Source organism: Micromonospora sp., from assembly GCF_048594385.1.
GTDB classification, from domain to species: domain Bacteria; phylum Actinomycetota; class Actinomycetes; order Mycobacteriales; family Micromonosporaceae; genus Micromonospora; species Micromonospora wenchangensis.
Map to the genome: position 1 here is coordinate 1 of NZ_JBMDWU010000497.1, position 8069 is coordinate 8069.

Below are 8069 nucleotides of genomic sequence, written 5' to 3' on the forward strand. Positions count from 1 at the left end.
ACCCGGGCGACCCCCCCCCCGCGCCCCCGCCCGCTGCCCCCCCCGGCCCCCCCGGGCCGGGGCCCCACGGTGGATGCCGGGGTCGCGCCCGGCTCAGGGCCCGAAGCCCGGCGGCCGGGGCCACTGCTCAGCCTCCGGGTCGGGTCGGTATCCCGGAGGGGGCTGCCCGGCCGGCGGGCGCACCGGGGTCGGTGGCGCGGTGGACGGACCCGGAGGGTACGCCCCGGCGGTGGGTGCAACCGGGGCACCGGCCACGGGTGGGCCGCCGCCCGGCGGGGGCGCAGCCGCCACGCCGACCACGGGGCGGGCCGCACCGGACCCGCCCGGAACACCGGGCGCGGACGCCGGTGGGGTGGCGGGCCGTACCGCCGGTGACGGGTGGCCGTCGGGCTGCGGCCCCGGGAGCGCCGGCACGGCGGCGCGGGGCCGCCAGACCGGTTCCGCACCGATCAGGCTGCGGAAATCGAACTGGCACTTCGGGCAGGTGCGCAGTGCGGTCTCGGCGCGGCGGTCACCGCACTTCTGGCAGTAGGTCACCACCGTCTCGTCGGCGTCCATCCCCTGGCAGCGGGGGCAGGCGAACGCCGGACCCTTGTTGTTGAGCTGCACCAGCCGGCCGGCGAGCACGTAGGGCGTGACGAGGCCACTGATGCTGCTGGCCAGGTCCCGGGTCCGCCGGGTGCGCTCCTGCATGCGTTCCATCTCCGGGTTGGCGACCTTCTCCAGCCGGCAGGTGGTGCAGGTACGCAGGGTCCGTACCGGCAGCAGGCCACGCAGCCGCGCCTGCTGGTGCAGGAAGGTCACCGCCGGCACGTCGGCCGGCTCGACGGTGATCCGGTCGGCCCCGCCCGCCGCGAGGCGTTCCTCGACCCGGAACACCAGCGACTGCACCTGCCCGACCAGTTTCGGCGGCATGCCGCCCGGCCGGCTGACGATCAGCGTGCCGACCATCAGCATGCCGTCGGCCAGCTCGGCGGGGACCTCGGCGACGGTGTCGGCCGTCTCGAAGGTGAAGGTCGCACCGCCGGCACGGGTGACCACCGCCTGCCGTTGCGCCGACCCGTCGCCGTCGAGCAGCCGACCCGCGTGCCGGGAGAGCGCCGCCTGCGCCCGGTTGGCCAGGCCGGCGGCGTGCTGCATCATCGCCACGTCACCCGGGCCCGTCTGCCGCCACCACGGGGTGAACGACGCCGCGGCGGTCGGGTCGAGCCGGCCGAGCGCGGCGTCGAACGTGCTCAGCACCGACTCGAAGAGGCTGACGTACACCGAGGTCACGCCCCAGTTCCGCCCCAGCCTGCCCGGCCAGCGGTCGACCAGCAGCACGCCCACCCGGACCCCGGGGCCGTCGGCCTCCAGGGTGACCCGCAGCAGCACCGGCACCTGCGTCGGCGAGAGGGTGACCCCACCGAGGCGGGAGCCACGAACCGCCTCCAGGAGGCTGAGCTGTTCGATCTTCAGGTCGAAGGCGAGGTCGCGGATGCCGCGCAGCAGGTGCTGGCGTCGTAGGACGTCGTGTCGTACGAGGTGCTGGTGTCGGTGCCGCTGGCGGCCCAGTCGATTTCGGCGGCGGCCGTTTCCACGTGGTCGGCCACGGCGTCGGAGTACTCGTCGGAGACCGTGTAGTTGTTCTCCGCGATGCTCGCGTGGTCGGCCGCCCGCGCCATGGCGCTCTCGGCGGCCTCGACGTTGCCGGCCGCCGCGTTCTCCACGGCGTAGTCGGCCCAGTCCTGCGCGGATTCGGCCCAGTCGTCGCCGCTGTCCGCGTGCCAGTTCGACCAGTCCTGGTCGCTGACCGCGCCGCTGATCTCGCTGTCCACGATGGACGCCGACGGTTCCGGCAGCGCCGCTACCGCCTCGGTCAGGGTGGTGTCCCCGATCGGCGTGTCGGTGGTCAGGAAGTCGCCCCAGTCCGAGTCGGCACTCATGCTCTGATTCCCCAGATTCTGATGAACGGTGCGGTCAGCGGTCGTCGCCGGGTGGTCCGGCCGAACGACCAGAACTGTCCCACGCCCGCGCCAGGGGCCGCGCGGTCGCGGCGGCGGGGCCGCGGGGCGTCGGCCGAGGTCACGACGGGTGCCGGCCGGCGGGGTGGCGATGGTGTCAACATGCCGACAGACCCGCCGGACGCCGTGCCGGCCCACCGGGTGGTCGGCGGTGGTGGGGTCAGCCCTTGACCGCTCCGGCGGTGAGCCCTTCGGTGAGGAACCGCTGCCCGAAGGCGTACATGATCACCACAGGGATGCTGACCAGCAGTGACGCGGCGGCGAGTTGCCCCTGCGGCACGACGTCTCCGGTGATCATCGACTGCATGCCCACGGGGAGGGTCTTGTACTCGTCCTTGGTGATGAACACGAAGGCGAAGAGGAACTCGTTCCAGGCGTTGGTCAGGGTGAACAGGGCGACCGCCAGCAGTCCCGGCTTGGCCAGGGGCAGCACCACCCGACCGAACGCCTGTAGCCGGGTGCAGCCGTCGACCAGCGCGGCCTCCTCCAACTCGATGGGGATCGACGCGAAGTATCCCGCCAGCAGCCAGGTGGCGAACGGCAGCGTGAAGGTCGGATACGTCACGACCAGCGACCACAGGGAGTCGGTGAGCCGGGCGCCGATGAGCAGTTGGTACAGCGGGATGAACAGCAGCGCGCCCGGCATCACGTAGGTGACCAGGACCGTGACGGTGAAGCCCTGCGCCCCGCGGAACCGCAGCCGGGCCAGCGCGTAGCCGGCCAGGGCGGCGCAGACCAGCGCCACCACGGTGGACGCCGTGGACACCAGCACCGTGTTGAGGTACCAGCGACCGAACGGCTTGGTGGTGAACAGGTCGGTGAACTGTTGCAGGGTCCACGGGGTCGGCCACAGATCGCGCTCGTGCAGAACGATCTGGCCGTCGGACTTGAAGGCAGTGACGACGATCCAGTACAGCGGGGCCAGGACGAAGACGAGCAGCGCGGCCAGGGCGATGCCGGAGGCCAGCCCCGACACCAGGGCGGACGTCCTGCGCCGTCCCCACGACTGCAACGCCGACAGGACCCGGCCGACCGCCGCCGCGACCAGCAGGATCACCCCGAGGACCAGCACCGCCTTCCAGAGGATGTGCGGTGAGGCCCAGGCCAGCGCGCCGGTGACCACCACGGCGGCGGCCCACGGCAGGGCCCGGCGCGCCGGCCCGGCGGGGCGGGTCGGTGCCGTGTCGGCGTCCCGCCGCAACAGCCGGACCAGCACGTACACCAGCACGCCGATGACCGGGAGCATGACGAGCGTGACGGCCGCTCCCGCGCCGTACTGGAGTTGGAGGATCGCCTTGGAGTACGCGACGAGCACGTACGGTGCGGTCGCGTCGCCGGGGCCGCCCTGGGTGAGCAACCAGATGAGGTCGAAGTTGTTGAACGTCCAGATCGACGACAGGGTGACGGTCACGGTGATGACGTGGCGCAGTCCGGGCAGCGTCACGTGGACGAACCGCCGCCACGCCGACGCCCCGTCGACGGTCGCCGCCTCGTAGAGGTCGGCGGGGATGGCCTTCAGCCCGGCGAGGAAGGCGACGGTGAAGAACGGCATGCCCTTCCACACGTTGACCATGATCACCGACGGCATGGCCAGGGACGCCTCGGACAGCCAGCCCGCCGGCCAGCTGTCGACCAGGTGCGCGTCGACCAGCAGCGGCCCGATCCCCGACTCGGTGAGCAGCAGGTTGACGCTGCCGAAGATCGGGTCGAGCAGCGAGCGCCAACTGAACGCGGTGACGACCGTCGGCACCACCCACGGCAGCAGGAGCAGACCGGCCAGCACGGCCCGTCCCCGGCGTCGGTGGTGCAGCAGCAGGGCCGCGGACAGGCCCAGCACCGCCTTGAACACCTCGGCGTACGCGGTGAAGACGAACGAGTTCACCACGCCGGTGTGGAACTGTTCGTCATCGGTGAGGGCGAGGTAGTTGGCCAGTCCGACGAACACGCTGTGCTGGCCGTGCCGTTCGGTGGTGCTGGTGACGACCGCCCAACCGATCGGGACGAGCACGAGGGCGCCGACGAGCACGGCCGTGGGAGCCAGGAACAGCGCCGCCAGCCGCCAGTCGCGTCCCAGCCGTCGTCGGGTCGCGGGACGCGCGCCGGGCCTCGACCGTGGGGATCCTCCTGACGCCGGGGCCGGCGCCGGGCGGACCGACGTCACTGCGGCAGACCCTGCTGGGTGAAGATCTGCACCATCTTGGCGTGGGCGGTCTGCACGGCCCGCGCGGGCGACGTGCCCTGGATGACCTGCTGCATCATGTCGGTCAGCACGTAGGCGCCGACGGCGGCCTGCTGCCCGGCGCTGGCCTTCTGCGGGAAGTCCAGGCCGTTCTTCGTCGACAGCGGCAGTTTCTGTTGGGTGATCCTGCGCATGATGGGGAATGCCGGGTCGCCGCTGGTGAAGAACGGATCGGCGTCCCAGACCCGGTCCCAGGCCGGCAGGGCCAGCCCCGGAGCCTCCTTCGCCACGCCGACGAGCGCGGGGGCGCTGACCAGGTACTGCGTCAGGAGCTTGGCGAGTTCGGCGTTCTTGGCGCCCTTGAAGATGACGAAGCCCTGGGACTGGCCCAGCAGCAGGGAGGTGTCGGTGGCCGGACCGGTGCAGTCGGGGAAGACGTGGGTGCGTTCGTAGACCGGGTTCTTCTTGGTCTTGGAGTCCGCGTAGACGCTGAACTGGTTGCGGGTGTACCCGAGGATCCCGGCGAGCCAGTTCTCGTTGTTGCTGGAGTCGGTCCAGGCGGCGACCCCCGGCGGCAGCATCGGCTTGTACGTCGGGTTGGTGTAGATGTCGCCGAGGAAGGTGACCGCCTGGACGGTCTCGGGAGAGTCGAAGGTGACCTTCCGGCCGTCGTTGGAGGCGATCGCCCCGCCGTAGGAGTTGATCAGAGCCTCGATCATGCCGTTGGCGTCACCGGAGCGGTTGACGGTCATGCCCCAGCCGAACCGCCGTTTGCCGGGGTCGGAGATCGCCAGGCAGAGGTCCCGCAGCTCCTCCCACGTGTAGCTGTCCTTCGGGGTGATGCCCTTGTCCTGCATCCAGTCCTTGCGCAGGAACGACCCGATCCCGATGAAGTGGTACGGGATGGCGAACCACCTGCCGTCGAAGACGCAGAAGTTCTTGGATTCGGCGGTGGGTTCGCCGTACTTCGCCGTCAACGCCTGGACGACGTCCGTCACGTCCTCCAGGTCGCCGAGCGCCTGGAACTGGGCGACGAACCGCGAGTCGGTCATGAACGCGAGGTCACGCGCGACGCCGCCCTTGACCTCGGCATCGATCTTGGCGACGACGTCCCCGGCGTCGGCCTGGACCAGGCTGTTTCCGATCTTTGTGCCGGTGGTGTCGGCGAACTTCCTGATCGAGCTGTCGAGGGCCGCGTTCGCCGCCTCCGAGTACAGCTTCTGCGACAGCATCCCCATCGAGGAGCCCTTCAACGCCGCCGCGGCGTCGACGAGTTCCTGCGGGACCTCGGCCTGCACCCTGGGCGTCGACGGTCCACTTCCTCCGCAGGCGGCGAGGCCGGCCGCACCGAGCAGCCCCACCCCCATTCCCAGGAAGCCGCGCCGGGTCCGTAACGAGCCGTCCTCCGTGGACATCTGTCTCCTCCGTTCCGCCTCACCGCAACTCACCGAAGGCCGGGAAGGGTGGTCCTCCCTTGTGGACGTCGGTACCGTTCGCCATCGAGGACGATCATTCGTCCTGGTGGAATGACCGCAGCATGTCGATCAGGGCGGCGCTGCGCTCACTCTACACATTTCGGAAAGTCGCGACCAGACCCTCCTTCCCACCGGAAGACACTTCCGGCAATTCACTGTGATCAATAGGGATGACGGCCGCCGCGAGGTCGGGCGCCCACCCGGCGGCCACCTGCCGGTCGCGGCGGGTCACACCCGACGAGGGCACCCCTGCGGCGGTCCGCCGCACGACGGACACCGGTCGCGGTCGGGCGCGCGGCGTCGACGCGACCACGGACCCGCGCCCGTCGACCCGACGACACGAGGCACACATGCCCGAGGCGCACATGCCCGACACGCACGGATCCGGCGTCCAGGCCGGCGTGGCACGACCCGGCTCGCCGGCCACCCGGTCGCCACCTCGACCCGACGCCACCTCGGCCCGACGCCACCTCGGCCCGACGCCCCCCGGCCGGTCCCGCAGCAGGCCCGCGCCCGCCCACCGGCAGCCTTCCCGTTGCCGATCGATGCACGTGCATCTATTCTTTGGCAGCCCATCGATTGCCGGAACAGGCAGTCGAAATACTGTCGAAACGCTTCGACAACCATCGTGCGACGGTTGACTCGAAGACGGGAGATGCTGATGAAATCCACACTGAGGAGGGTTCAGTTCGCCGTGCTTTCCGGCGTACTGGCGCTGGCCGGGTCGACGGCCGTGATGACGAGTTCCGCGTCGGCCGACAGCATGACCCAACTGAACTCCACCCAGCTCGTCGCCAACATGGGAGCGGGCTGGAACCTGGGCAACGCGCTGGAGGCCAACGCCAACGGAATCCCCAGCGAGACGGCCTGGGGCAACCCGGTCGTGACGCAGGCATTCATCGACCGGGTGCGGGCGGCGGGATTCAAGACGATCCGCATTCCGGTCTCCTATCTGGGAAACATCGGGGCCGCCCCGAACTACACGATCAGCTCCGCCTGGCTGAACCGCATCCAGGAAATCGTCGACTACGCCTATGGCCGCGGACTGTACGTGCTGATCAACATGCACGGCGACGGCTACAAGACCATCAACGGTTCGTGGCTGATCTGCGACTCGTCGAACCAAACGACGATCAGGGACAAGTACCAGAAGGTCTGGCAGCAGGTAGCGACCAAATTCCAGAGCTACGGCGAACGCCTCGTCCTGGAATCCATGAACGAGGAGTTCGACGGGCAGTACGGCAATCCCACCCAGCCGTGCTACTCGAACATCAACGCCTACAACCAGATCTTCGTGGACACGGTCCGGCGGACCGGCGGGAACAACACCTCGCGCTGGCTGCTCATCCCCGGCTGGAACACCAACATCGACTACACCGTCGGCAACTACGGCTTCGTGCTGCCGACCGACCAGTACCGCTCGTCGTCCGTGCCGGCCAACGAGCAGCGGCTCATGATCTCCGTGCACTACTACGACCCCTGGGACTTCGCCGGTGAGGAGAACGGCACCATCACCCAGTGGGGGCCGGCCGCCACCAACCCGGCACGCAAGTCCACCTGGGGCCAGCAGGACTTCATGGACGGGCAACTGAAGAAGGTGCGGGACACCTTCGTCGCGCGTGGATACCCCGTGTTCGTCGGTGAGTACGGTTCGGTCGACAAGACCTCGGCCGACTCGACGAACAACCGGTACCGGGCGGACTACGCGCGCACCCTGGTCGCCACCGCCAAGAAGTACGGGGCGGCCACCGCCTACTGGGACAACGGCTACAACGGGGCGTACGGGTTCGGGCTGTTCAACCGTGCCAGCGTCTCGGTCACCCAGCAGGGCATCATCGACGCCATCATGAGCGCCGTCGGCGGCACCACCCCGACCACGCCGCCGACCACCACGCCGCCGCCGACCACCGCTCCCCCGACCACCACGCCGCCGCCGACCACCGCCCCGCCGACGACCCCACCCCCGGGCGGGCGCTCCTGCTCGGCGACGTACACGGTGACCGGTCAGTGGCAGGGTGGCTTCCAGGCCGAGGTACGGGTCACCGCCGGCAGTTCGGCGATCAGCGGCTGGACGGTGACCTGGACGTTCGGCAACGGGCAGCAGGTGTCGCAGGCGTGGAGCGCGACGTTGACCACCAGCGGCGCGGCGGTGACCGCCCGCAACGTCAGCTACAACGGCGCGCTCGGTGCCGGCGGCAGCACCACCTTCGGTTTCCTGGGCTCGTCGGGCGGCACCAACACCGTACCGGCGGTGTCCTGCGCGGCGAGCTGAGCGGGCGGTGACCGACGCGGGCCGGGGGTCACCGACCCCCGGCCCGCGCGGATCCCGGCCGGCCGGAGCCGGGGCGGTCCAGCGCGCCCACCAGCAGGTCGTAGGTGGCCTGCACCGCCCCCGCCGCGCTCGGCACCAGC

Annotated in this window: 5 protein-coding genes; 1 reads left to right on the top strand and 4 read right to left on the bottom strand. The window is 70.4% G+C overall.

The genetic code is table 11. The features are described 5' to 3' along the window. Positions 1-93: 93 nt before the first annotated feature. The 4 genes from ACOJTC_RS26800 to ACOJTC_RS26815 all read right to left on the bottom strand — a co-directional run bounded on the left by ACOJTC_RS26800 (position 94) and on the right by ACOJTC_RS26815 (position 5597). On the bottom strand, positions 94-1380 hold the full coding sequence (locus ACOJTC_RS26800; protein WP_420118963.1) for a hypothetical protein: 1287 nt from the start codon (positions 1378-1380) through the stop codon (positions 94-96). A gap of 74 nt (positions 1381-1454) precedes the next feature. Beyond that, positions 1455-1925, bottom strand: a complete 471-nt coding sequence (locus tag ACOJTC_RS26805; protein WP_420118964.1) for a hypothetical protein — start codon at positions 1923-1925, stop codon at positions 1455-1457. A gap of 238 nt (positions 1926-2163) precedes the next feature. Beyond that, complete coding sequence (locus ACOJTC_RS26810; protein ID WP_420118965.1) at positions 2164-4011, bottom strand: ABC transporter permease subunit; 1848 nt, start codon at positions 4009-4011, stop codon at positions 2164-2166. Between the two features lie 149 nt (positions 4012-4160). After that, positions 4161-5597, bottom strand: coding sequence for an extracellular solute-binding protein (locus tag ACOJTC_RS26815; RefSeq protein ID WP_420118966.1), 1437 nt, complete (start codon positions 5595-5597; stop codon positions 4161-4163). A gap of 721 nt (positions 5598-6318) precedes the next feature. On the opposite strand from ACOJTC_RS26815, the gene ACOJTC_RS26820 reads away from it, so the two are divergent. Beyond that, positions 6319-7929 (top strand): cellulase family glycosylhydrolase, encoded by a 1611-nt coding sequence (locus tag ACOJTC_RS26820; protein ID WP_420118967.1) that lies wholly within the window; start codon positions 6319-6321, stop codon positions 7927-7929. The last annotated feature ends 140 nt before the right edge of the window (positions 7930-8069 follow it).

Coding starts and splice junctions, on each gene's coding strand:
- ACOJTC_RS26815 (WP_420118966.1), bottom strand. CDS start 5,597: ATGTCCACGGAGGACGGCTCGTTACGGACCCGGCGCGGCTTCCTGGGA.
- ACOJTC_RS26820 (WP_420118967.1), top strand. CDS start 6,319: ATGAAATCCACACTGAGGAGGGTTCAGTTCGCCGTGCTTTCCGGCGTA.
- ACOJTC_RS26805 (WP_420118964.1), bottom strand. CDS start 1,925: ATGAGTGCCGACTCGGACTGGGGCGACTTCCTGACCACCGACACGCCG.